This is a genomic window from Brevibacterium sp. UCMA 11754 (assembly GCF_021532275.1).
GTDB lineage: Bacteria > Actinomycetota > Actinomycetes > Actinomycetales > Brevibacteriaceae > Brevibacterium.
Genome location: NZ_JACBOT010000036.1, coordinates 204621 through 228215, shown reverse-complemented (window position 1 = coordinate 228215; position 23595 = coordinate 204621). Strand labels below are relative to the sequence as shown.

General features: G+C 58.9%; 18 protein-coding genes, 2 tRNA genes and 2 pseudogenes. 12 read left to right on the top strand and 10 right to left on the bottom strand.

Annotated elements, in window-relative coordinates; translation table 11 throughout:
- Window positions 1–146 precede the first annotated feature (146 nt).
- Window positions 147–220 (bottom strand) — tRNA-Pro (locus tag HX613_RS21250).
- A 178-nt stretch (window positions 221–398) separates the two neighbouring features.
- On the opposite strand from HX613_RS21250, the gene HX613_RS21245 reads away from it, so the two are divergent.
- Together HX613_RS21245 and HX613_RS21240 are read left to right on the top strand one after the other, a co-directional pair.
- Window positions 399–472, top strand: a tRNA-Gly gene (locus tag HX613_RS21245).
- A 74-nt stretch (window positions 473–546) separates the two neighbouring features.
- Window positions 547–1245 carry a tyrosine-type recombinase/integrase gene (locus tag HX613_RS21240; RefSeq protein ID WP_235347132.1) on the top strand — a complete coding sequence of 233 codons (699 nt, stop codon included), beginning with the start codon at window positions 547–549 and terminating at the stop codon, window positions 1243–1245.
- Window positions 1246–1371: 126 nt separating this feature from the next.
- Here HX613_RS21240 and HX613_RS21235 read toward each other — a convergent pair whose 3' ends face one another.
- Window positions 1372–2304 (bottom strand): helix-turn-helix domain-containing protein, encoded by a 933-nt coding sequence (locus HX613_RS21235; RefSeq protein ID WP_235347131.1) that lies wholly within the window; start codon window positions 2302–2304, stop codon window positions 1372–1374.
- A 213-nt stretch (window positions 2305–2517) separates the two neighbouring features.
- On the opposite strand from HX613_RS21235, the gene HX613_RS21230 reads away from it, so the two are divergent.
- The 3 genes from HX613_RS21230 (at window position 2518) to HX613_RS21220 (ending at window position 5792) form a co-directional block, all read left to right on the top strand.
- Window positions 2518–3525, top strand: a complete 1008-nt coding sequence (locus HX613_RS21230) for a carbon-nitrogen hydrolase family protein (RefSeq protein WP_235347130.1) — start codon at window positions 2518–2520, stop codon at window positions 3523–3525.
- Window positions 3526–3993: 468 nt separating this feature from the next.
- Window positions 3994–4380 carry a hypothetical protein gene (locus HX613_RS21225; protein WP_235347129.1) on the top strand — a complete coding sequence of 129 codons (387 nt, stop codon included), beginning with the start codon at window positions 3994–3996 and terminating at the stop codon, window positions 4378–4380.
- Window positions 4380–5792 carry an MFS transporter gene (locus HX613_RS21220; RefSeq protein ID WP_235347190.1) on the top strand — a complete coding sequence of 471 codons (1413 nt, stop codon included), beginning with the start codon at window positions 4380–4382 and terminating at the stop codon, window positions 5790–5792. Before HX613_RS21225 ends, HX613_RS21220 begins: the two co-directional genes overlap by 1 nt.
- 203 nt (window positions 5793–5995) lie before the next feature.
- Here HX613_RS21220 and HX613_RS21215 read toward each other — a convergent pair whose 3' ends face one another.
- From HX613_RS21215 to HX613_RS21205, 3 genes are all read right to left on the bottom strand, one after another.
- Window positions 5996–6166: a hypothetical protein gene (locus HX613_RS21215; RefSeq protein ID WP_235347128.1), complete on the bottom strand. Its 171-nt coding sequence runs from the start codon at window positions 6164–6166 to the stop codon at window positions 5996–5998.
- A 108-nt stretch (window positions 6167–6274) separates the two neighbouring features.
- The gene (locus tag HX613_RS21210) at window positions 6275–6427 is read right to left on the bottom strand and encodes a VOC family protein (RefSeq protein WP_235347127.1); all 153 of its coding nucleotides are present in this window, start codon (window positions 6425–6427) and stop codon (window positions 6275–6277) included.
- Window positions 6428–6884: 457 nt separating this feature from the next.
- A complete protein-coding gene (locus HX613_RS21205; protein ID WP_235347126.1) occupies window positions 6885–7904 on the bottom strand; it encodes a variant leucine-rich repeat-containing protein in 1020 nt (339 codons plus the stop codon).
- Window positions 7905–9215: 1311 nt separating this feature from the next.
- Here HX613_RS21205 and HX613_RS23140 point away from each other — a divergent pair.
- Together HX613_RS23140 and HX613_RS21195 are read left to right on the top strand one after the other, a co-directional pair.
- Window positions 9216–10190 (top strand): creatininase family protein, encoded by a 975-nt coding sequence (locus HX613_RS23140; protein ID WP_442862629.1) that lies wholly within the window; start codon window positions 9216–9218, stop codon window positions 10188–10190.
- A gap of 540 nt (window positions 10191–10730) precedes the next feature.
- The gene (locus HX613_RS21195) at window positions 10731–10982 is read left to right on the top strand and encodes a hypothetical protein (protein WP_235347124.1); all 252 of its coding nucleotides are present in this window, start codon (window positions 10731–10733) and stop codon (window positions 10980–10982) included.
- Window positions 10983–11190: 208 nt separating this feature from the next.
- Here the strand turns inward: HX613_RS21195 and HX613_RS21190 are convergent, their stop codons facing one another.
- The 4 genes from HX613_RS21190 to HX613_RS21175 are packed head-to-tail and all read right to left on the bottom strand — an operon-like array spanning window position 11191 to window position 15842.
- Window positions 11191–12732 carry a hydantoinase/oxoprolinase family protein gene (locus HX613_RS21190; RefSeq protein ID WP_268827095.1) on the bottom strand — a complete coding sequence of 514 codons (1542 nt, stop codon included), beginning with the start codon at window positions 12730–12732 and terminating at the stop codon, window positions 11191–11193.
- Complete coding sequence (locus HX613_RS21185; RefSeq protein ID WP_235347122.1) at window positions 12732–13841, bottom strand: DUF917 domain-containing protein; 1110 nt, start codon at window positions 13839–13841, stop codon at window positions 12732–12734. Before HX613_RS21185 ends, HX613_RS21190 begins: the two co-directional genes overlap by 1 nt.
- On the bottom strand, window positions 13838–15247 hold the full coding sequence (locus HX613_RS21180; RefSeq protein ID WP_235347121.1) for a cytosine permease: 1410 nt from the start codon (window positions 15245–15247) through the stop codon (window positions 13838–13840). Before HX613_RS21180 ends, HX613_RS21185 begins: the two co-directional genes overlap by 4 nt.
- On the bottom strand, window positions 15234–15842 hold the full coding sequence (locus tag HX613_RS21175) for a TetR/AcrR family transcriptional regulator (protein WP_235347120.1): 609 nt from the start codon (window positions 15840–15842) through the stop codon (window positions 15234–15236). Before HX613_RS21175 ends, HX613_RS21180 begins: the two co-directional genes overlap by 14 nt.
- Window positions 15843–16218: 376 nt before the next feature.
- Here HX613_RS21175 and HX613_RS21170 point away from each other — a divergent pair.
- The 3 genes and pseudogenes from HX613_RS21170 to HX613_RS23135 all read left to right on the top strand — a co-directional run.
- Window positions 16219–16341: pseudogene (locus tag HX613_RS21170) on the top strand (IS3-like element ISAar45 family transposase); the annotation flags it as partial.
- A gap of 1164 nt (window positions 16342–17505) precedes the next feature.
- Entirely contained in the window at window positions 17506–18213 is a 708-nt protein-coding gene (locus HX613_RS21165; protein WP_235347119.1) for a DJ-1/PfpI family protein, read from the top strand.
- Between the two features lie 213 nt (window positions 18214–18426).
- A complete protein-coding gene (locus HX613_RS23135) occupies window positions 18427–18801 on the top strand; it encodes a cupin domain-containing protein (RefSeq protein ID WP_442862628.1) in 375 nt (124 codons plus the stop codon).
- A 22-nt stretch (window positions 18802–18823) separates the two neighbouring features.
- Here HX613_RS23135 and HX613_RS21160 read toward each other — a convergent pair.
- Window positions 18824–19735: pseudogene (locus tag HX613_RS21160) on the bottom strand (IS5 family transposase).
- A gap of 861 nt (window positions 19736–20596) precedes the next feature.
- Between HX613_RS21160 and HX613_RS21155 the strand changes: the two are divergent.
- Both HX613_RS21155 and tig read left to right on the top strand, forming a co-directional pair.
- Window positions 20597–21970, top strand: a complete 1374-nt coding sequence (locus tag HX613_RS21155) for a hypothetical protein (RefSeq protein WP_235347118.1) — start codon at window positions 20597–20599, stop codon at window positions 21968–21970.
- Window positions 21971–22225: 255 nt separating this feature from the next.
- Window positions 22226–23575 carry a trigger factor gene (tig, locus tag HX613_RS21150; RefSeq protein WP_235347117.1) on the top strand — a complete coding sequence of 450 codons (1350 nt, stop codon included), beginning with the start codon at window positions 22226–22228 and terminating at the stop codon, window positions 23573–23575.
- Window positions 23576–23595 lie beyond the last annotated feature (20 nt).

The following is a 23595-nucleotide window of genomic DNA, read 5'->3' as shown; positions in this document are numbered from 1 at the left end:
AATCTGCGAGCCTGCCTTTCCATTGTCCCCTGTACTGACGAAAGATGGGAGGCGAGATCATCATGAGACTGAGTTCAGCACGAGGCAGTGGGTCATAGATACGAAGAAAGCCGCCCGGAGATTCAGTCCGAACGGCTTCACTATCGTCGGGATGACAGGATTTGAACCTGCGACCCTCTGTTCCCAAAACAGATGCGCTACCAAGCTGCGCCACATCCCGCGACGTAGACAATCTAACCACAGGCAGGGGTCAAGATGCACATCGATTCGGCTCCTCATCACGAATGGGATGCAGGTCACAGGCGGCACGTGAAGTCGCAGCAGGCGGTGTGACTCAGCTCATCTTCGGTCGATTTGGCGGCCGGTGCGGATGTCGACTATAGTCGTTAACGCAACACGGGGATGTAGCTCAATGGTAGAGCCTCAGTCTTCCAAACTGATGGTGCGGGTTCGATTCCCGTCATCCCCTCCAAGTTTTAGCCCTCTCACCAGGGCAAACGTCACCGAGAAGGTGATTTGGCCGCATGAAACCCGTATTATCGGGGCATGGCAAGCATCCGAAAGTACTCCACGACGAAGGCAAACAGGTGGCGCGTCGACTGGCGTAAGCTTGGTTCTCGCGACAAAACTTCGATGACATTCGATACCGAAGCTGAAGCTCGAATGTGGAAGACCATGCTCGATGAGACCGGATCGGACGTCATCGAAGCCGGACGCCGGTGGAACGCGGCACATTCTCAAGAAGAATCTGTCGAAGATCTCGTCACCGAATACATTGCCTTCCAATCGCGTGGTGACTCACGAACACTCAAGGACTATCAGGCGCTCCAACGCAACCACATCACGAATGAGATCGGTTGGAAGTCGGCAGCGAGTGTCGAAGCCAAAGACCTGCGCAAGTACGTGAAGACACTGTTGGCGAAGAAGCTCTCGCCGAAGACCATTCGCAATATCTTCACCATCGTCTCGGCCGCCTTCAATCTGGCTGTCCAGGATCGCCGCGTTCAGGTCAACCCCTGCACCGGCGTGAGACTGCCAACTCTGATCAAGACCGAGCCGCCCATCATTGCTCAAAGAGACATCGACGTCATCATGAAGGCGATCGATCCGCACTTCTCGCTCCTCATTCGCACCTTGGCAGGCACCGGCCTCCGCTGGTCGGAGAGTGAAGCGCTCTTATGCTTGGACCTATACCACAGCAGCGCGAAAACCACCTGCGGGCCGCCATCGTTGTCGATTCCCTGACGCTGCGTCGACGCACTTCGCGAGACAGACGTGCACCGTGGGCTTTGTGGCCGAGCTCAAAGTGGGTCGAGGCATCTGAAACGCGAGTTCCATTTCCGCTGTTCGAAGATGCTCGCGCTGTCTGGGTCACCTGCCGGTCATGTGGGTAGTCCATGATGACGGTGTCTGACCGTACGAGTGTTTGAAAGCACGAGCGAAGGCTGATGCGTCATGAAATCCGCTCTCGCTGGCAATCGATCCGATGGTACGAGTTCCCGCGGCTGCATCGGGGAGAAGCGAGGCCGCGCGTCTCAAGCGAAGACGACGAATATAAGAGGCTGGCGGTTCTCCGGTTACCTCGAACGCCTGATATACGGCGCGAACCGAGACATGATGATGTCGGGCAAGCGTCTCGACCGACAGCTGGGGGCGGTGAAGATAATCGTGAATATGCGCTTGCAGCTGTTCAAGCAGCTGTTCTTTTCCAAGAGTGGCTCCTGCAGTGGCTAACCCCGGGCGAAGAAGGGTCTCCAACAGATCAACGCAGACTGCCGCCATCTCGAAGCGAGACCTTGGGTTCATATCCTGTGCATCTTCATACAGCGCCAGCAGATAGGACGACAGAACCCGGAGGCGAGGATCATCGGCGCCGATGAGCTTTCCACACGCTTCGGAAACCGTGCTTCGTGGTAAGCGAATCGCCGAGCGATGGACTTTGGCGATGACTTCGTCCTGGCCCGCCATACGATGATCAATCTCGTAGGGCTGAGTCGTTTCGTAAAGTACCCCGTCTCCGGGATTCATGAAGGCTTCCCTACCGCACTGCGAGACTGAACCGGAGGCGCCGACCTGCAGAGCAAACAGAAGCTCCTGCTCCTGCGCTTTCGACGCCATAGAGGCACTGCGCTGGACCTTGACGCTTCCAGTCTTGAGTCTGGACAACGAGAGGAACGGGCTCAGCTGCAGCACGTGGACACGTGCTGCAAACTCATCGGAAACCGGACGACAGCGGAGAGGCACATAGACACGGCTGGTGACCGTTTGCCATTGGGCAATGGTTTCCGCAGAGAACAGCGACATTGCTCCCCGATTCCTCAATCATTCGTCGTTGATCCATCGTTTGCAGAAAGAGTCTACTCCGCATGTGCAGTGGTCTCGATAAAGAGACCTGTTCCAGGAAATGGGCAACCATGCAGATGGTGCTCAGTTTCATGCACGTTCTGCAGATGTGTGTGATGTGCGTCCCTTCTACGCTCGGGCATAAGAAGAGTTTCCCTACGCCAAGGAGCAGGAATGTCGAAAAAGATCAGAGTAGCTGCGGTCCAGGCCGAGCCGGTGTGGCTCAATCTCGATAAGACGGTCGACAAGACGATCGAGCTGATCGCTGAGGCGGCCGATCGGGGGGTCGAGCTGCTTGCCTTTCCCGAGACGTGGCTGCCGGGATATCCAGTCTTCCTCTGGAGCTACCCGGTCTATGAACAGAGGCCATTCGTTGCTCGGTACCATGCGAACTCAGTCACCCTGGATGGACCTGAGTTCACCAGAATTCGGGAAGCCGCCCGCAGGCACTCAATCATGGTTGCTCTGGGATTCAGCGAAAAGCAAGGCGGCTCCCTCTACATTGCGCAGTCGATCATCGGCCCCAATGGCGATGTGCTGCTCCACCGACGCAAACTCAAGCCGACTCATGCAGAACGCACACTGTTCGGCGAGAGTGACGGCAGCGGTCTCACAGTCATCGACACGACCCTTGGAAGGATCGGTGCGCTGAACTGCTTCGAACATATCCAACCTCTGACGAGCTATGCAATGTCTGCCCAGGACGAACAGATCCACATCGCCGCATGGCCGTGCCTCGGCATCCTTGGCAACTTTCCCGCGCTCAGCCCCGAAACACTCATTTCCGCCACACAGGCATACGCCCTCGTCGGCAGTGCCTTCGTAATCATGGCAACCCAGATCATGAGCGATGGAGGCGCTCTTGAATTTCCCGCCGCCGACGGTGGCCCGACCCCTGTGTACACCGGAGGCGGAGGTTATGCGCGAGTGTACGGGCCGGACTCGTCACTGCTCACAGGCCCCCTTGACCCGACACAGGAGGGCATCGCCATTGCAGACCTTGACCTCGCATCCATTGATCTGTCCAAAAACATCGTTGATCCAGCCGGCCACTATGCGCGACCAGACGTGACTCGGCTGGTACTGGACGACCGGCCCCAGCAGCCGGTGACCCGCCTACAGGACGAAGAGGGAGCACAGCTCGCGCCACTCTCGGACGAGGACGACACAGAAAATGAATGACCTGCGGACCAACGACAAACGCATTGATCTCGAAGGAGCCCTCACAGAGTGCTCCTGGAGAAGTTCGCAGTATACCCAACAGCTTCAGCAGGATCCCGCGGCTGCATTGGCCGGGCTCGGCGTCTCATTACCTTCCGGGGTGCGTTTCGACGCACGGGTACAACGCCGGGACACCTTATACTTCGTCATTCCACCGATGACACATGGACGTGGGTCGACCGCGGAACCGGAGGATTCGACCCCGAATCAAATGGACCTCTGGAGTAGTGCCGATCAATTCTGCTGGATACTTCCCGAACGGCTCAAAATCGAGTTGTTGAAAATGCGGCAATCGCACAGGCACGCTCTCTCCGGGGAAAAGGACTGCCGTATCCCACACTGCCTGCGGCACCTCCCTCATCTGAAAAGCGCGAGCTCGAGCGCGAAGAGGGCCCCGCACGTGAGCCCTCGCACGTACCGTCTCGTGACGTGCATGACGCGGACCGATCACCAACTGTCGACCCCGCCGATCACTATCGTCTGCTCAGCTCGGATTCAGCGGCCCGTGAACAGCTGATCAACGAACCCAAAGCCGAACTCGACAGGTACTTCGGATACATGCCAGCCGGTGACTACAGAATTGAGGTGATTGATCAGCGCCACGACACGATCACAGCTCTAATGCCTTCACCTCCACCGCGTAAAGAAATGATCGATGATGCTCTCGACGAAGCGAGAGGTCGAATTTACGACATCCTGTTCACAACCGGTGTGGGGGGCTATCTGATACCCGATGATGACCTGAAATGGGTCCTCCGAGATATGCGCTCGGCCTGGATAGAGGGCCGTAAATCCACAGAAACAGGTGAACAATGATGCATGCACTCCCAGATGCAACAGAGAATTCTCGCTGGTCCACGCCACCATCGAACGGCCGTCGGATCGCGCTCGCTACAATTGTCGGAACCACCGTCGAGTGGTACGACTACTTCATCTATGCCAGCATGGCGGCCTTGGTCTTCCCCCAGCTGTTCTTCGAGCCAGCTGGGCCAGCGGCATCCGTGATCATCTCCTTCGCATCAGTCGGAGTCAGTTTCCTCTTCCGCCCGATTGGGGCCATCGTCGCAGGTCATTACGGCGACAAGATCGGACGAAAGGCCATGCTCGTCCTCACACTGATCCTGATGGGCGGTGCGACGACAATCATCGGAATATTGCCCACCACCGAGACAATCGGTATGGCTGCGGTGGTTCTGCTTGTCCTCCTCCGAATCATCCAGGGGATCTCTGCGGGAGGAGAGTGGGGAGGCGCCGCACTCATGGCTGTGGAATCGGCTCCGAGTTCCCACCGGGGCAGATGGGGAACCTACCCTCAGATCGGAGTGCCCCTTGGCATGCTGCTTGCCAGCGGAGTCTTGTCCCTGATGACTGGCGTCATCTCCCCGGGCGAAGCCTTTGTCGACTGGGGGTGGCGCGTACCATTTCTTCTCAGCGCGATTCTGATCGTCATGGGCTATCTTGTGCGCCGCGCCGTTTCTGAGAGTCCGGTCTTCACCCAGATCGCGGAGAACAAAGAACAGACGAACATGCCAGTGGTCGTCCTCTTCAGGCGCTTTGGGGTGCTCGTCCTCCTATGTGCATTGGTCTTTTCCGGGAACAACGCCGCTGGTTACATGGTGACAGGCGGATTCATCCAAGGTTACGCAACAGACCCTTCCGGCCCGGTGGGATTGGAACGCACCCCAGTTCTGCTTGCTGTCATGGCCGGTGCCTTCACATGGCTCGTCTCCACCCTTGCTGCGGGGATACTGGCTGATCGCATAGGCCGGAAACGGTGCTACATCATCGGTTGGATCTGGCAGCTCGCCATGGTCTTTCCACTCTTCTGGCTCATCAACACCGGCAGCATCGCGTTGTTGACCATTGCAATCTGTCTGCTCTCACTCGGACTGGGTTTCACCTATGGGCCGCAGTCGGCCTGGTACGCCGAGCTGTTTCCGGCAACGGTTCGCTATTCCGGGATCTCCATCTCGACCGCATTCGGCACAATAGTCGGCGGCGCCTTCGCCCCGACCATCTCCGCCGCGCTCGTGGCCTCGACGGGTACGACAGTTTCTGTCTCAGCCTACCTGGGCGTACTCACCGTAATCGGATTGGGCGCCACACTGTTGTTGCGGGACCGGCCGGGAATTGGGTTGGAACTCGACAATGCCGAAGTCCAATCGGAAGGGGCAATCGCACGTTTGGGCCAGAGTCGCGGTGCGCGTCCCGTCCGAAGGGGAGATTGATGTGCGGGGCTCGACGTCACAGCAGGACGGACGCCGGAGCATACCCGACAAGTGCCCAGACGAATCCGTTGTACTGCGCGGACTACGCCGCCGACCCTGTCAACGTTGTGCAACCTCGCGATCAGCGTCGGCTGGATACGTGGACCCATTTCGATAGTGATCGCCAACCGGTACACCCGGGTGCTGCAGGGGATGCAACCGGCTCACTCCAGCGGTGCGGTCAACTCGACGTTGATATCGTCGGGGTCTTGGAATGACAGGATCGCAAGGCCGACATCGGTCAGGTCGGTCACCTCGCCGTGCTCGATGCCGGCATTGTCAAACTCGACCGCAGCAGCCTCGAACTCGGCCCGTGTTTCGACAGCAAAACTCACGTGATCTAATACCCTGACATCAGGGTTGAACGCCTCGATGCCGACTGGGCGTAGTCCGAACAGTGTGCCCTGAGGTGTTTGGTAGATTAGGCCGCCGTAATACTGCTCTCACGACTTCTGCACCGCGGGATCTTCGGCCAACTCGGAGCTGTCTACCGCCACCTGCCAACCGAAAATGCGGTCGTAAAAGTCCTTGGAGCGGCGGATGTCGGTGACTGTTAGGCGGACGTGGGCGAAGCCAGTGCTGGAGACGAGTGACATGTGGTCGATCCTACGCTTCCCTACCAAGTGATGTCGTCTCATAACTCTCGAATCCTGGAGTGCGATTGGCTCTGGTCAGTGCATGGGGGAGTAGTGGGGCCCGAACTCGAACGGCTCATATAGTCGTCTCGGCGTGGGTCTCACCGATCGTGAAGAAGATTCTAGAGACACGGCGTGCTTGAGGGTCATGGTCCAGCATTCGTCGAACACGATCGTCACCGCTGTCGGCCTCTGCTGCTGAGGCTATCGCTTCCAGGCAGCTATTATCTCAGTCTGTCTCCGCGCCTGACGGATTTCTCAGACGGGGTGACGACCGACTGGCAGATCAGGGCCAGAACGGCCCAAATGATGGCCACGGCAGCGTAGGCAAGTGTGGAACTCGTGGTCTTCTCCTCGAGATGGTCAAGCGGTGCTTCGTACCTGATTCGGCAATGGGGTCGGGACTGGCTTGCGCTGACTATTTGAACTTGCGCATGGTTGCTCTCACACCGCCTCTGAGGATGTGATCGGAACCGCGGTGCACCCAGTAGGAGACAACGCGACGTCCCAGTCTTCCTCCACGACGCCGGCCCTTGCCCAACTGGGATTGTGGAAGCGGCTGGCCCTTCTCATCGAGGCCACGTTTGGCCATCTTCTTCATATACTTGCGGTAAATCTTTTGCTCCTTGTTCCAGGCTTTGGCCACGTAGACGTCTCTGCCGTCATAGATGGCTGAGTCGTGGTTTCGCCGCTCGGCATCGATGACTCCGGCAACGTTGGGGTCACCTTCGCGTTCCAAGGTACCGAACGTTCTCGCGGGTACGTGGGGATTGGCGGCAACAGCGGAGCGGATGGCTGGGTTCGGGTGTGCTGAGAGGTAGTTCAGAGCTTCGGGTCTTGCAGATGGGTTTGCAGCGATCTCGGCCTGAACAGAGTCCTCTCGAATCGAGGCCAAGTGCGACTGCGTCTCTGGGGGAGTCCTGGGGTTGGCAGCCACCGCTGCCGCGACTGCTGAATTGTCCTCGCGTCCGGTCAGGCAGGCTCGCAGCTCATCGTCTCCGGCTCGAGTCTTTGCGTACTGGATGACCGCGTAGTCGCTCATGTTCGGATTCTCGAGCGCTGAGACCCTCACGAACGGATCCGGGTCGTCTCGCATCGTCACCAGTGCCCGCTCACCCATCGACTCATTGGCAGCGACAGCGCCACGCACCAGAGGAGACGGGTGGGAGGCTAGCTGCGTCAACTCCTCAGGATCAGTCGAAGCCAGGGCCTGCTCCTCGGTCTCCAGGAGCTCATGGCGTTGCTCATCACTCAGCTGGGCGATCGAGGTCTCGAGCGAGTCCATGGCCGCGTCAGCGTTGACCGAGGGCACGTATTCCTGAGACCAGGTCTGGGCCAAGTTCTCATCCAGTGGCGGCAAATCAGGACGTGACTTCACTGCCTCAGAGGTTTGTCCATCTTCGGGGATGCCAGCCTGCACACGATTGAGATTGCTCATACCCTCACTACGTGCGGCAATGGCACAGGTTGGCCTCAGTCCTCATCCGGTGACACTTCAAAGTGCTTGATCGAATGGTGGCGTGCTGAGCGTTGAACCCATGTACGGTCCAGCCTCAGCTAATGAGGTTTGAAGCTCTGAGGTTTAACAGGGGAGTCGATTGTATGACCGACTGCGGTAATCGTTCCGGTGGGGTGGATGTCACTGATCTCGAAGGTCGTTCCATCGCCTCGCGCGATTTCGTCACCGGCCTTGTAACCGTCCTTGTTGGGTGTCCTAGCAGGGCCGGGGGTGGCCGAATAGTCGGTTTACGACTTTTCGCGAAGGGTTGAGAGGCGCCCAGAAAGCGGCTGATGTTCCGCACGCTGCGTGGTAGTGGCTCCAGTAGATCTGATTGTGTCGAGGCGATCTCGAATCGCACTGGTAGAGCTCTGTACCTCCCCCGATCTGGCGCGCTTTTGCGATTCCCAATCATACCGTTGATACCGTGCTGTCTGATTGATTCCCAAAGGCTCCAGCACTTGGTTCAATAGTCGTGGCCACCATTCCAGCGGTTGGTCCAAACTGGCGAAGTCATCAGTATGGAGAAGGACTCCGTCTCTTTCCCCCAACACTGAAGCAGCCAAGGTGCTCTTTCCCGCGCCGCCGAATCCGTCGATAGCGACGATTTTGGAAACCATAGACCCCGGTGGTGTGGCGAAATTCATCGTATGAAGCACCGTGCAAATCGCGTCCTTGTCGAAAGCCATAGTTCAGACTAGTTCGTATTGTGCCAAGACATCAACGAGAGCCCCTGCACCGACTTGACCGGCACGCGGTGGTCAAGTTCTACGACCGAGTCCCCAAGGCGAAGACCCCCGGCCCCCACATTTACGCTGTCTCAATCAACTCATGGTGAATCGCCCAGGTATCGATTTGATGTCCCTGTCGAGTCTCCAGGCATATAGGACTGTCGCCTCAGTCAAGCTGACGCTCTGTCCAAACTGAAGGTAACCTTCACGGCCAGTTAGGCAAACTTGAAGGCATCTCTACACGATGATCAGACTGCCGCGGCCGGAAATCGGCACGTGTGCATTTACAGGAAATGGTCAGGTTCAGCCCACGGGAACGTTCAAAGGGAACTGGCCTACGGTCGTCGTATGCCGATATTGAGAATTGAGATTGCTGCTACCGATCAGATCGAAGCCAAGCGCATTCAGTCCGTCTACCAACGTGGAGAGCGAAATGTAAAGCTCGATGACGAAGCTACCGAGGAAACGTGGAGAGCCGGCTACACGCCTGTTGGCCGACCCGTTTTCATCGGCCTAACCAATGGCGAACCGCTCAGCTATCGATTTGACGTACCTGTCGAAATGTCGGTCGAATAGTGTGGCTCTTTCAGTCAGGCCGACGGTCCTGAGCATGCCTCCTCTGGGCGTGGATAATTTGGGCATGCACGAGTTGGAGATGCTCACCGCGCGCCAGCTGCGGCGGCAGGTCGACGCCGGCTACTCGACGGTGGTCGTGCCATTCGGGTCGCTCGAGAACCACGGCGGCCATCTGCCGCTTGGCGCGGACGTGATCCTCGCTGACGCCGGCGGCGCTCAAGTCGCCCAACGGCTCGGCGCGGTACTCGCCCTTGCTGTGCGGATAGGCGACTCGGTCCGTCACCAAGAGCTCTTCGGGACGCTGTCGCTCACCATTGCGCCCCTGACTACGGTTGCCGTCGAGCACGGCCGGGGGTTGGCGCGGCAAGGCTTCGCGTCCCTCGTACTGCTCTCCCCATGGGGCAACCAAGTATCGCTCGATACAGCAGTCTTGGATCTGAACGCGTCTCTGCATGGCGCTGCAACGGTCAGCGCCCCGCGAGGCGACGTCGGGCCCGACCCAAGAAGCTATCTGTTGGCGCGGCATGCGTGGCTTGCTCGACCTGCTGGCTGGGGCCGACGACGATTCTTGGCGTACTGCGGTTGTGCACCGCAGTTGAGCGCTGGTAACTACAACCCAGGTAGCGTGGATAGACGTGCAGCGGCGTATGAGGCGTTGCTGGACGAAACTGCGGTGGTCCAAGTCGTTGCCGTTGAGATACTGAGTCCGAGAAGCCGGGAGAGAACCGGTGCTGGCAACGAGATAGCCAATGGTGTCAGAGCTGCCTTCCTGAATTTCGTCGGATTGTGGACACCGAGTTTGCGGAGGCGAGCCGCTAATGACGTGGGCGTGAGGTGTCGTCCGGGGACGCCTCCTGGGAATAGCCAGTCGTCGTCCGTTGCGGGTGTCATCAGCCGGGGAGCTGATCGATTGTGTTGAGCGTGGATTGCCGCGATATCCAGTGACGAGGGAAGCTCAAGCGGATCCGTTCTGATCAGGATGCTGTATTTGCCGTCGTGTTCGCGAGGATCGGAAAGCCTCAACTCGGCGATACGGCCGATTCGAATACCGTAGATCAATAGCAGGCACCCCGCGAGTCTGGTTTGGCCGCTGATCATTTTCGAGGGGTCCAAGAACTGGTCCAGTACCGTCCAAATGTCAGTGCTGGTTATGCCGGCAACCGTGAGTGCTGTTGCACGAGAGGCGGGGATGGTGACCTTTGCTGAGGCGAGCTTGTTCTCATAACACCATGTCAAAAAGTGTTCCAAGCTCGGACTCTGCCCGTTTTGCAAAGCCGCGGACGTCGTCGACTCGCTGTTCGCAGGCGGCCCGTCACCCGGTGCGGACGGACGAAACTTACTGCGTGAGGCATTACGTGCGGTCCCGCGACAAGCAGTTTTTACACTATTCCAGCGGCGCAAATCGGTCGCAGTGCTTCGATCGTTGAGTGCTCATCCTAGGGGAATTTCCCACGATTCTTTGTCCCAGGTTGCCAGTGGCAGCGCGGAAGTCGTTGTTCGTGCGTTCCTCGTCGAGCACGGTGTGCTGGCCTGGCGGGACGAGAACTTGGCGAGGCTTGAAGCGTGGTGGCTCTACGAGTCTGAGCACCTCACTCATTTGGCTTCCGAAGCTGAGCTTGAGACCTTCCACCCACAGTTTCTCTACACTTGTTTCGCCCTGGCGACGATCGCCAACAGATATGCCGACTACCGTGCCGAGAAGGAGTTATGAGCGAATACTCGGCATCCATGGTCGCCGCGTACCCCAGCTTCGTCACCGGGCCAGACGGTTCGACCTGTGAAGGCGCCAACAGCCGATCCTGGAGACCAAGGGCAGCTTGACCCTTGGCTGGATCGCGCACATTGCACTCCGCCAGCCGGGTTGGGAAAGTTTTCCAAGAGTAAAGAGGTAGCGCCCCATCTGCTATGCGAAACATTCGTCATTCAGCCAATTGGCCGACCGCTCGAGCTCGGATCATCACAGTGTTCTCTTCCATGTAGGCGAGCGGCAGTTCCTCGAGTTCCACAACCTCAACGGTCTTGGCTGCGGCACCGGCCATAATGGCTCGGTCGTGTGCCTCTTGCGCAGCATCGGCAAGAGCATCCGCGGGACCATTCTCCACTCGGTAGAGCTTTTCCACTTGGCCGGCTACGTCCGCCAGGGCCGCGCCCACAGCATTGGCCGCACCGAAATGCTCCGGTCGAATGACCTCCGAGACTCCGTCTAAGTTATCTGGTGCCACTATGCTGCCTCCTCCAACAAGCACGACAGGCACCGCATCGGCACTCGGTTTCATCCGGTCGATCGCTTCCTCGATCATGGCGCGGACGCGGTCCAGTGCCGCATCGCGGACCGTAGGATCGATCGACGGTTCTGCCACGCCGGGAATACTTGCGTTGCCGGAGGCAAGGGCGATGTCGGTTACCGTCGTTTTTGTCCCGCCGAAAGCGAGGGCTTCGGAATGAATTCGATGACCAACGCTCTCGGGCCCGATCCGCACCGAGGCGCCATCGATGTCGACGAGAGTCCCACCACCCAGGCCGAAGGACAGCACGTCCGGCATCCGGAAATTGGTTCGAATGCCCCCGATATCCGAGGCCTCAGCCGATTGCCGTGGGAAACCGTTGACGAGAACTCCGATATCGGTCGTTGTCCCACCGATGTCAACGACAAGTGCATCGGCCACAGCGGACAGGTGCGCCGCGCCACGTATCGAATTCGTCGGTCCGCATCCGATGGTCAGGACGGGGAACTCGAGGGCGTAGTCGAGCCGCATCAAGGTACCGTCGTTCTGACCGATGCAGACCTCTGCATCAATGGCACGAGCATGAAGTGCGGCTATGAACCCCTGTGCCAATGTGGTCAGCGTGTCCTTGAGTGCCGCGTTGAGCACTGTTGCGTTCTCGCGTTCGAGCAATCCAATGGATCCGATGCATGCCGAGCGCGTAATCGGTACCGACAGGACCTCTGAGGCCACCTCGGCAGCTCGGATCTCCTGGCGTTCGTCGATCGGGGAGAACACTCCGATAACGGCAACTGCGTCAACGTGGCCGCGCATGCGGTGGCAAGCCGCTCGTATCTCATCGTCGTCGATTTGCGAGTACCCGCGGCCGTCGTGTTCGAGGCCACCGGCGATGAGGTAGGTGTGCTCGCCAATTGCATCGCGCAAATCATCAGGCCACCCCTCGAGCGGGGGCACCGCTGTTGTGGCCGGCGCTCCCAAACGGAGCACGCCGACCTTGCTCAGTCCGCGACGTTCGACGATCGCGTTTGTGCAGTGAGTGGTTCCGAGCATTGCGTGCGATATCGATCCCGGATCAACACCAGAGCGGGCGAGGACTGCATCGACGGCCGCGACAATGCCATCGCCTGTGTCTTCGGTGGTCGGCGACTTGACCGAGGCCACGACTCGCAGCTGTTCGTCGAGTATGACTGCGTCGGTATTGGTTCCACCCACGTCGATTCCTAGACGGTGTCTCATCAGGCAACCGCCTCTCGGGCCGACGCAATCTCTTCGACTGGTCTCCACACAACGTCGTATCCGAAATGTTCAGGCCCGGCCGTCGCGATTCCCATTTGGGTTCTCCATTTGAGATCACACGGTATGCCGATGACCACGGCGCGTAACCCGTACTTCAGCGACTCCGTGGTGATCGGCAGGCCTGTCGTGTGATCGAGGACCGCGATGAGATCAGGTGTCACTGCAGCCAGGGCGCCATTGCGCCGTGCAAGCAGAATTTCGTTCTGAAACTCCAGTCTGCAATCGGCCCCGCGATCGACTCCGATTCCGTCCAGCCGCGTGGTCCCGCGCGTGAAACCGCCTTCGATGCGCCTATCCAATTCGACGATCTTCCCCTCGAACAGACGGACGGCTCGCAGGTCGCTGCACAGTGCATCGATTCTCCTGTGCTCACGAATGCCTGCGTCCCGTCCCAGCAGGATCTCGCCAATTCGATGGGCCATCGTCAGCGTCCCTGCGATCGCGCACTCACGAACGACAGCACCACCGTAGGCGTAGTCGATCATCGTGGCTGCACCTCCCATTTCGACAGTGACTGCGCGGGCCAAGCGCTCGGACCATGCACCATCGCTTGGGCGGCTGACGACGATGTTGCCATGAGCATCGACGAGGACTGTGGCACCGGGGGAGTACCCCGCAAGGTGGAACGTCACCATCGGTGCTTCGGGAAACGCTCGTCCCATGGCATCGGCATCAACAATCGGGAGACCGCGCATGGCGGCGGCTGCAACCGGAATCATTGAGTTACCACCGCCAACTTCGATCGGCATGATCGCCGTCGGGGTTCGATCCGTTGCCTCGGTGATTGCATCAAGTGCCATATCCAACTCGGATTCGGACATGATGCGTTCAACAGAGATCGAAGGAGCGCCAATACCACCGATCGGGACAATGAAATCCTCGTCCTTGACCTCGCTGAGCGGCAGCAGTGGCACTGGGCCATTCTTTCTGATGAGACGTTTGGCGATGAGCGAACCAACATGCGGATCTCCGCCGCCACCAGTGCCCAATACTGCAGCGCCGGTTGCAAGTGAGTCCACATCCGATTCGTCAATCCACGCATGCTTCATGCCTTGCCCTCCTCGGACAGTTTATTGTCGGATTTGTTGGAACTGTGACATTCGGCTCCGGTGGAGTTCTGCCGCGTCGGAGTTTGACCAGCAGAGTCCAGCCCAGAAGAAGATTGCCTGCTTGTTGCTGGGCGTGTGTGAGGCAGTGTGCGGGTAAGGATGAGATAGACACCGAAGGCAACGGTCATGGCGTCGAGAGAGGGGATGGTTGTCAGGTCGAAGGAGCCGAAACCCAATCCGGCTTCCGGATGCGTCGTCAGTGCCCCGATCACGATTCCGAAGGTCCAGGCGATGATTGCGTTCATGTTGGTGTTGCTGCGAGTTGGATCTGCGGCGGCCTCGAGACGCTGACGGTCGTGGATGAACGCGGCGAGGTAGACCCCACCGAACGGTGAGATGACGATTCCCATGGCGGAGATGAAGGGAACAAATGCCTCGTAGAACCCCGCCGTGCCGATCAGAATCCCGACCAATCCACCGACCAAGGTGTAAGTGCGACGACTGAACCGCCTGGTCACGGCGGCGAAGTCGAGTGATGTCGAATAGATGTTCGTTGTATTCACCACCCAGGGGGCGAGCAGGAGGATGATGACGGCGGCTCCGCCAAGGCCGAGTGTGAAGAACATTCCCACCAAGTCCGTGTCGGACATGATCTCTGACAGCACGATCGCCACGACGACAATAATAGAATTGCCGAAGAAGAAGCCGACGAAACCCGCTGCCATCGCCTTGCCGGGAGACTTTGCCCACCGTGCCATGTCCGGAGCGGTGACGATGCCGAGCATGTAGATGCCCATCACCAATGAAATCGAGCCACCGAAGGTGAACACTGTTTCCGACGTAGCGGCGGCGTCGGTGAAACCCCGAGTCGAGACAGCGACGATGACTCCGAGTGTGAGAAGCAGAAGCAGGAGAGGAACGGTCACCGTCGTCACTCGGGCAATCGCTCTGTACCCCCACACCGCCGTGAGAACCATGACGGCCCCTCCAACGATGGTGAAGACGAAGACCGGAATATTTACCCCCGTGACCTCAGTGAATGCTGATTGAGCGTTCACACCGAAGAAGCCGATCTGAACAGCGAACCATCCCAGCATGCTCACGGTCAGAGCGAGTGCGAGAATCGTGCCGCCGACGCGTCCGAAGACCGCCCGTGAGATCATCGCGGTCGTCAATCCCGTAGCGGCACCGACATAGGCAAAAACCATGGCGAGGAGGCCAAGGATGAGGGAACCAACCAATGTCGCGGCGATCGCCTGTTCGAACGACATTCCGGAGGCCAGCTCGATCCCGAGGAAGGCACCAGAGATGTCACTTCCGATCGCAACCCAGATAAGGGCGATGGGCAACCACGATCGACGCTGATCGCTTGGAACCGAGCCTTCCTCATAATCATTCGTCTCCATGGTCTTCTCCCCAGGTGGTAGTTACGAGCATTCGGCTCAGCTGTCGCCAAGCGAGTTCGAAACGCTGTCGGAACACTGCCGGTTCGTAGTGTGTGAGTTGGAGGAACAAGCCATCCATCAACATGAGGAAAAGCGCAGAAAATTCTTCGGTGTCTCCGGGCGCGAACTGGCGTGAGGCAACACCATCATCGAAGCTCTGCTGCACGGCAAAGATGAGCGAGGACTCCGAATCCAGAAATATCCGCCGCAGGCCGTGGCCGCTCGGATGAGATTCGGCGACTGCAGCCCGGAGACTGAAATCGGCAAGATCAGGACGAACGCGATAATACGTCTCGATCCCAGAGAGGAGAGCATGAAGCCGCTCCAGCGGAGTGAGATCAGAGGTCTCATCGACAAGACCGCCGAAGAACTCACTGTGCTCACTCGCGACCTCGTTGTACACAGCCTCGTAGAGGGCACTCTTGTTCGGAAAGTGCGCGTAGAGAGAGGGCGTCTTGATGCCAACCTTCTCGGCGATCTGACGCAGGCTGGTCTCTGCGTATCCATGACTACCAAATGCTTCTCGTGCGTTGGCGAGGATCTGGGACTTCATCATCCTGATTCCTAACTAATGGTCGTTAGGGAGCGATGCTACGAGATGTTCCGGCGGTACGCAAGACGGGCTCGGAATACTAATAGATGCGAGACCATCCTTGGACCTTAACCCGATATATGGGTGCGTCATTCGTAGCTGGCCTTATTGACTTGCGAGGCTGCGGATATCATTCTGCTAGTGACCTGCTCTGAGCGATGTCGTAACTCCAGCGAGCGAGACCTGCACCGCGCAAGCTGATTGCCGAACAGCAGAGCTACGCACTGACATGGTGCAGAGCCCTCTACCGCAATCTGAATCCTGCTTTCGGTATCGGTGTCCAGTGCGATCTTGTGATACAGGCCGTATTCAACTGTTGCGACGACCAGTTGAATACGGCCAATTTAGGTCGAAAAGGCTCACCCGTGCCCTTGCCCATCGTGGGTTGGTCGGATCGATGGGACGAGTCGGCGCCGCTGGGGACAACGCGGCGATGCAATCGTTCTTCGCCCTGTTACACCAATAGAGTACGAAGCAATCATAGAGACAGTTGCCTTTGCAGCATGGCAATCAAATTGTCACCTCTCCTTGCATCAGTCCCATCCGTAGGCGACGAACAGTCCTGCCAGGATGAGCAGGGCTAGCACAATCACGAACCCGACTGAGCTTTTGGATTGCTCCTTAGCGCTCATATCAATCAAAACCTCTCAACACGGAATACACATATAGGTGTCTGAGGAGGCGGTGATCACCCTCAGCTGACGACAGCTATGGATAGCGTAGCTATCTAGTTCTTGCTGGCGAGCTCAGCTTTGCGCTCGTCGATGAGCTTCTTCATCCGCCGTCTAAGGCGTGTCTCCTTTATTGGCGACTTCAGGACTGACACGCCCTGTGGGCGTAAGAGCTCGGGTTAGCTCAGTGTGGGGATCGGACTGAGGTGCGTTGGGCGTGGATTGCGAGCCCAACCAGGGTTCTAATACCGGTTCCGTTGGCGCGGATGTACTGAGGATCTCGGGGCCGAAACTCGCAGCCATATCGGCTGCTGTCGTGGCGATCTGGTCTTTGCCACGAAGTCGGAGTCAGTCAGCAGTCACTGTGCAAACTCGCCGATGAGTTCCGACGTTCTATAGAGCACTTCACCCTCGGGATCGATAGTGACCTGGCGAAGCAGTTGTTTGAGAAGACCCAGATACCGAGCACGGAATCGACGGCTTCGGTAAGGGTGAGCAGATCATCAGTGATGACCTCTGCCTTGTGCGCCAGAGGAGCTGCTGCGCTGAAATCGTTCGACTGGTCGACCAGCCAGACATCGCGAACCTGCCTGATCTAGTGATACTCGTTGTCACAGACGCCAGCGGCCCAGCCGAGGACCTTTGCCTGGAATCGATTGGCAGGCTACTTTGTGAAGAAATAGGGGCCCAAGAAAGGCAGGATTGTTTATGATCGCTGAAAATGATCTGTGGCTTGTCGCTCAACCAGCCATGGGCTCGGTGACGATGTGAGGGTCCGCTGAAGGAACGGATCCTTCGCCCGACTTCGCGCGAACCGACTCCATGCTGCTTCCACGCCTTTAGGTCGTCTTCGAAGAGGAAGTGTCTGCACAGACAGTGTACAACAGGCCATGTGCCCACAAGTTGCCGCGAACCTCATGTAGAGGTTAACGTGAAATTTTCGAAAGGAGATATCGATGGTCTATTCCGACGCAAAACTGGCTCCGGCCGGGCCAAAAGTGCTGATGCTCGTTGGTGACTGGGTTGAAGATTATGAGGCGATGGTGTCGATCCAGGCGTTAGAAATGCTTAATATTGTCGTCGATGTAGTGAGCCCGGGCAAGGATCGCGGGCAAATGGTGATGTCATGCATCCACGATTTTGACCGTTCTCATATCGATGGCGCTCAAGATGTGGTGTTCGCCAACTCTCTGGGACTATCGGGCGGTAATCCTGTGGGATTCCAGGCGGTTAGTGAACGTCCAGGCCACGCGGTCCTGATCACTCGCAATTTTGACAACGTGGATCCGGCCGACTACAGCGGCCTTATCGTACCCGGGGGGCGGTCACCGGAAAGTCTCCAGCTTAACGAGACGATTTTGGATTGGGTCCGCCGGTTCTTCGACGAAGACAAACCGGTCGCTTCGATCTGCCATGGCATACAGATCTTGGCTGCGGCCGGGGTCCTCGACGGACGTACATGTACCGGCCATCCCTGCTGCCGTCCCCAGGCCCAATCTGTCGGCGCTATCTGGGAGCCGACCAATCTAATGGATACCGTCATTGACGGTAATCTCATCACGGCAGCGGAGTGGACCGCAACGCCTGGGATGCTCCGCAATCTCGCCGCCGCTATGGGCATAACCAGCTCATACGTACAACCTGCTGGCCTAGGGCGTGTGTGACGAATGTTGTAGCCAAGCGATGATCCCGTTGAGTACGACAGCGGCGCAGTAAACAATCGTGAGGACTGACGACACGGTGTGGCCAGTCCTCACGATTGTTTCAAGCAGACGTAATCACACTAGGGCACGTCTCCCAAATGGCGGGAGATTCTGCAAAGTGTGAAGTCCGAATCCCGCCAGCTGTGTGGCTGCGCAAAGAACTAGGCTCGGACCATGATCAACTCTCTGTCTGGCGCAGCAGCCTTTGACCCAAATGACATGCCGTGGGAAGTAACGCACGATGATGGCACGAAATCTGCGACTCTCATTGGCAGCCGTGCTCCTGGAGAAATGTTCTCCTATGCATTCTTCATTCCCGCTGGTGTCTACGATGGACCACACTCACACTCTGCACCCGCCCATCTCCATGTAGCGGCGGGCACACTCAGACTTGGATACGGCCCGGTGCTCGAACCTGGCGCTGCCAGATCCTACCCATCGGGATCATTCTTATATGTACCGGCAGGAGCCGTACATTTTGATGGCGCTGATGTAGATACTGTGATCGTTGGAACCGCAACCGGTCCTTGGAGTACTGAATATTTGTAAGCTACTTAGCTCGCAACCAAGTTTATCGACGTAGCCATTTCAGGATCGCGCTGATCACGACGGCCGCTCGATAGGTGATGGCGAGTTTGTGGTATTTCGTCGCTAATCCTCGCCATTGCTTGACGTAGGCAAACGAACGCTCGACGACATTGCGGTTCCGATACGCGGCGGCATCGAACGCCGGCGGTCGCCCACCTTTGTTGCCGCGTTTCTTTCGAGTCGCGATCTGGTCTTTCTTCTCCGGGATCACTGTACGGAATCCGCGCGAACGCAGGTATTCGCGATTGCCTTGGACCCATAAGCACGATCAGCCAACACTGCATCCGGACGGGTGCGAGCACGACCGCCACCGACCCGTGGGACTCGAATGTCGGCCAGAACCTGCGGCAGCATCACTCCGTCGTGGCGTTGCCCGCCGGTGACCACGACAGCCAGAGGTCTGCCCTTGCCGTCGACGGCGTGGTGGATCTTCGTCGTCAGTCCACCACGTGAGCCTCCGATGCCGTGTCCGGCCGGTTCACACGTCGGATCGGGCAGATTCTTGTAATTCGATGTAACCCCCTGTGTCTTGATCGGGGCGGGTTGTGTTCGTCGCGTGCTGGTGGGCACGGTTGATGGTGCCGTCGACGGAGACGTTCCAATCGATGTCACCGGCAGCGTCGGCCTCAGAGAGAACCTGGGCCAGCACGCGGTCCCAGGTGCCGTCGGCGGCGTAGCGGCGGTGGCGTTTCCACACTGTCTGCCAGGGGCCGAAGTGCTCACGGGGCAGGTCGCGCCAGGCGATGCCGGCCCGGTATCGGTAGACGATTCCTTCGACGATCCGACGATTGTTCTCAAACAGTCGGGCTCTCTTGCCGGCATTCGAGGGCAGTAGCGGTTCGATTTTCTCCCACTGCTCGTCAGTGAAGATTTGATGGCGGTCGTGCGTAGTCACCCATCCACAGCGTCAGCCCCACAGCCTCGAATAAAGGAGACATGCCCTAGTCCGCAAGCTCCCGCCTGGGTACTCGGACAAATCCCCATCCTCATAAGTCTCGGGTACGGCCATCGTGGCCGGGACGGCAGATTCCAGCTCATCCTGTGGCATGGGCTTGACCGCGAACATCGACATGATCTCTTTGATGTCGGCGGAGGTGAACCGCACGGCAGATCGATTGATGCGTAGATGTGGGAGCTCACTGTTCCGGGTGCCGTCGCGCAGGAAGTGAACTCCGCACTGCAAGATGGCGGCAACCTGCTCGGGTGTGTAGACACATGGCAATCCGTTGGGCACGTAGATGTCCTGCCCCGGGGAAGGCATGATTGCCAAAGGGGAGTAAGTGGACTCGAGTGAGGGCGCCTGTTGTGAAGCCTGTGTTGTTTTGCTCATACCCTCCCTACGTGCGGCAGTTCGGCTAATGTTCGTAGAAGTTCGCATGTTTTTTGATAATCTTCGTTCTGATGCCTCGCGGAGATGGTGCCGCACGGTGGCCGCATCATGCGGCCAGAGGAGCCGCACGAACTGATATCTCAAACCCACCAACCTCTTCAAACCCCTAGAATCCAACGAAGAATAGTGTTTCAAAAGAGAGTTCAAGCGGGTTCGATTCCCGTCATCCCCTCCCTTGACCGGTCGGACCATGTGGTCCGGCCGGTTTTTCGGTTCCCGTTTGATCTGTCGGCCGCAGTGCGGTGGGTTCCGGTAGAATCTCCTTCTGCCCAGCACCGTGTGCCCGGGTCCCCGCATCGATTCTGCACGACCGAGGCGGCACCGTTCATCACTGATGGTGGCCCACGGCAGAAAGCCAGTTCCCATATGAGTCCCGAGCCCCAGCAGCGGCGAGTGCCCTGGCCCCGGCTGAACCGCCGACAGGTCCTCACTGGTGGCCTCGCAGGTGCAGGTCTCCTCGGCGCAGGCTTCGTGACTTCCTCACGCACGGACATTCTCGCCCATGCGCGCCGGACTGATCCCCTCCGCTCCGCCACCGTCGCCTTCACCTCTGGGACCGCGCGCGAAGGCATCGGCGTCGAGATGGCGCAGCGCTTGGAGCCGAACTCACATGTCATGCCCGGAATAGAAGACCGGGGGCCGGCGGTACGGCAACAGCAATTCCTGGAGCGGTGCACTGCATGGATCACGCAACTGCCCGATCATCGTCGCGATCTTGCCACCTCGGCGCTTCTCGATCTGTGGGTACTCACCGACTCCCTTCCGGCAACGGTGGCCAGCTGGGACCAGCCGTGGCGATATATCTGGCCGCGGGATGCGGCGTTCGCTGCGGTTGCTTTGGCCCGAGTCGGAATGGTCGACCTGGCGTGGCAGCACCTTCTTCACCTGCAGTCGCGGCAATCGCAGGATGGGTCATTCGCGGCACGGTTCACCCCAGACCTCGGGCTGGCCCCGGACGAACGCCCCTCTCAGTTCGACGCTCTTGGACTTCTGCTCTGGGCCGTCAGCGACGTCCATGACGTCGGTGCCCGGGCCACGGGGCGAAAAGACGGAGCGGTCGCCCTCGAGACGATGGCACCGATGCTGCGTCGCTCTTCCCAGCGTCTGCTCCACCTCACCGAGCGGGGCACAGTGCTGCCCCCGGTGTCGTCCGACTACTGGGAGGTCAGCGAATCCCAAGTCACGCTCGGCACTGCGGGACCCACACTGTTGGGCCTGCAGGCACTTGTCAGGCTGGCAGTGCACAGCAGCGGCCTGTGGGATCACATAGATGGGGGAGCCGACGCACTCGGGGACAGCTGCAATGCGTTCGAAGCGACATTCTCTCGAACATTCATCGCCAATGGACTGCAGCGCTACCCGACCTCGGGAGGTCTCGATTCGGCGGTAGCCTATCTGCCCGCAGCCGGCGCGGGCTTGGACCTTGGAGAATCGACCCTTGATCACGTTTGGGACAGACTTAGCCAACCCGCCGGCGGGATCAAGCCGGGGCATGGGTGGATCTTCGATCACACGAGCTGGACCCCGTCGACATCACTCATGGGAGTCGGGTTCGCCCGCATCGGCGGTATAACACAGGCCGACGGGGTGCTCGACTGGTTGGGCAGCCATCGCACGCAGGCCGGCTCCCTTCCCGAGAAGGTCAGTGCAGAAGGCGCGGCAGTGTCCGTGGCGCCTCTGTCGTGGACGGCATCCAATGTGATCATCACTCTCGACGAGCTCCATCGCGCCCGACCCTGACCCGAGTTGCCGGTGCCTCCGTGGGGGCATGTGTTCACGGTGCACGGCTCCGCTGTCCATCAGAACCGGCATCGATTGCGCTCCTCGCGAACTCCGGTACTGCGGCGGCCCGCCTGTTTCGTATTTTGTCCCGTGTTTCGCGTAATATGGGTGACTGCGTCTTGCGGACGTGCGCGATCTCATCGTGGACTTTCGCTCCCTCCAGGTCACCAGATGACCGATTATGCATGACTGTCGAAATTGAAAGGTCGCACTGTGAAGAGCTCCGTCGAGCAACTCGACCCCACGCGGGTCAAGATCAGCGTGGATGTCCCATACGCCGAACTCAAGCCGAGCATCGACGAGGCATACAAGACCATCGGTGGCCAGGTCACCATTCCGGGCTTCCGCCAGGGCAAGGTCCCTGCGCGCATCATCGATCAGCGCGTTGGCCGACCCGCAGTGATCCAGGAGGCCGTGAACAACGGTCTCGACGGGTTCTACCGCGAGGCCGTCGAAGAGCACGATCTCAAACCATTGGGCCAGCCCGAGGTCGAGATCTCCGAGGTCCCCGGCCTCGACGGCACCGAAGACGGCGACCTGACCTTCACTGTCGAGGTCGACGTGCGCCCCACGATCGAACTGCCTGCCTACGACACCATCAGTGTCGAGGTCGACCCGATCGAGGTCACCGATGAAGACGTCGATGCCGAGCTTGAGCAGCTGCGCACCCGCTTCGGAACGCTGAGCTCCGTTGACCGTCCTGCGGCCAAGGACGACTTCGTGACCCTCGACCTCGTCGCCACCATCGACGGCGAAGAGATCGACACCGCCTCCGACATCTCCTACCAGGTTGGCGCCGGGACCATGCTCGATGGCATGGACGAAGCTCTCGACGGTCTGTCGGCAGACGAGACCACCACTTTCGAGACCACCTTCGCGGGCGGAGAGCACGCCGGTGAAACCGGAACAGTCTCCATCACACTCAGCGCGGTCAAGGTTCGCGAACTGCCAGAGGCTGACGATGACTTCGCCCAGCTGGCCAGCGAATTCGACACGATCGACGAGCTGCGTACGGACCTGCGCGAGCAGGCCGCGAAGCAGAAGGAGACCGACCAGGGTGCTCAGGCACGCGACAAGGTCCTCGAATCACTGATCGAGACCCTCAACGTGCCCGTTCCTGAGAAGGTCGTCACCGACGAGGTTGAGCGTCACCTTGAGTCCGAGAGCCGCGTGGATGACGATGAGCACCGCAAGGAGGTCACCGAGGAGACCGAGCGCAATCTCCGCACCCAGTTCATCCTCGACTCGATCGCCGAAGCCGAAGAGGTCGAGGTGACACAGCCCGAGCTCATCGAATACCTCATCTCTGCGTCACAGCAGTACGGCATGAACCCGAATGAGTTCGCTCAGATGCTCGACAGCTCCGGCCAGGTCAACGCACTGGTCGGAGAGGTCACACGCCGCAAGGCCCTGGCCGCTGCTCTCGCCGGTGCTGTCGTCAAGGACACAGCAGGCAACGTCGTCGATATGGAGGAGTTCACCTCTCCAGCTGAGGAAGAGGCACCTGAGGGCGCCGATGACTCAGACGATGCCGTCGCAGTCGAAGGCGACGACGAGAACTGATTTCGTACCGCTTCGGCGGT